This window comes from Methanobrevibacter sp. (assembly GCF_045577275.1).
In the GTDB taxonomy this organism is placed as follows: domain Archaea; phylum Methanobacteriota; class Methanobacteria; order Methanobacteriales; family Methanobacteriaceae; genus Methanobrevibacter.
Genome location: NZ_JAZNIB010000117.1, coordinates 1 through 1,699, shown reverse-complemented (window position 1 = coordinate 1,699; position 1,699 = coordinate 1). Strand labels below are relative to the sequence as shown.

Genomic DNA, 1,699 nt, shown 5'->3' with positions numbered 1-1,699 from the left:
TAATAGAATTTACAAATTCTTTGAATGAATTAAGATGAATTTAATATTGAAATAGATGAAAGTAAATTTTATTAAAATTTTTTATTAATATTTCATTTAAAATTAAATAATATAAGAGGGCGTAATTATGAACAATGTATATTTATCAAAATCAAAATATTGCAGATGTGTGCAATGTCAAAAGATCCTTTGGTTAGAAAAGTACAAGCCAGAGTGTGCAACACCTGAAGACAAGACAGTCATTTTTGAAAACGGACATAAAGTGGGAGAACTTGCAAAGGGATTGTTCGGAGATTATGAGGACATTCCATTTGACAAGACAATCACTCCAATGATTAAACAGACAGAAGAGCTAATGCCAAAAAAGCCAAATGTCATTACAGAAGCTTCATTTGATTATGATCACAATTTCTGCAGTGTGGATGTCCTGAAGAATGATGTCGACGGTGTGGAAATCTATGAGGTCAAGAGCTCTACAAAAGTAAAGGACATATATTTGGATGATGCTGCTTACCAATACTATGTATTGTCCAATCTTGGATACAATGTAAAGAAAGTCTGCATTGTATATGTAAACAATGAATACGTTAAAGGAGAACTTCCTGTTGAAGATGAATTGGACCAATACTTCAATATTGAGGATGTGACTGATATAGCACTCTCAAAGCAGGATGAGATTCAAAGCAATATTGATGAGATAAACAGATTCATGGAACAGTATGGCGAGGACAACGAACCTCCTACATGTCTGGAACTGAAATGCTTCAATCCTTATGATTGCGATTTCTGGCAGTACTGCACTCAAGATTTGCCAAAACCTAATGTCTTTGATGTGGCAGGAATGTGGAAAAGCAAAAAGTTCGAGAAATACAATGAAGGAAAAGTGTCTTTTGAAGATTTATTATATGAGGACTTGAATCCAAAATATATAGAGCAAGTGGATTTTGAAGTAAATGATAAGGAGCCTAAAATCAATAAGGCAGCTATTGCTAGAACTTTAAACTCCTTGGAATATCCATTGTATTTCATTGATTATGAAACATACAATCAGCCTATACCTGAAGTGGAAGGAACCAAGCCATATCAACAATTGCCTTTCCAATACTCTTTACATATCATTGAAGAGGAAGGAGCTCCAATAGAACATAAGGAATTTTTGGCGGAAGTTGATGATGAGGATTTCATAAGGACTTTTGCAGAAAGCATGATAAGCAATCTTCCTGAAGACGGAAGTGTGATTGTCTACAATAAGTCATTTGAATCAAGCGTAAACAGAAAAATAGCAGAGCTCTATCCTGACTTAGCAGATGAAATGGCTAGAATAAACCATAATATGGTGGATTTCATGGTTCCATTCAAGAATAGGGATTATTATATGAAGGAAATGGAAGGGTCCTATTCAATCAAGTATGTCTTGCCAGCTTTATACCCAGATGATCCTGAATTGAATTATGATAATTTGCCTTTGGTTCACAATGGTGGAGAAGCTTCTGAAACATTTGTTGGTTTGAAGAGCAAGTCAAAAGAAGAGCAAGAATCAATAAGGAATGCTTTGCTGTTATATTGTGGACTTGACACTTATGCTATGGTAAAATTATGGGAGAAGTTTAAGGAAGTTGTAAAATAATGTTATAATCAATTTCAATGATTTGTGGAAAATGATTCTAACTGTTGCAGAAAGAATGCCTTGAGGGAGCAG

1 protein-coding gene is annotated in these 1,699 nt (G+C 34.3%); it reads left to right on the top strand.

The features are described 5' to 3' along the window. The first annotated feature begins 127 nt into the window (after positions 1–127). Positions 128–1,627 carry a DUF2779 domain-containing protein gene (locus ACKI67_RS03800; RefSeq protein WP_407462058.1) on the top strand — a complete coding sequence of 500 codons (1,500 nt, stop codon included), beginning with the start codon at positions 128–130 and terminating at the stop codon, positions 1,625–1,627. Positions 1,628–1,699: the final 72 nt, after the last annotated feature.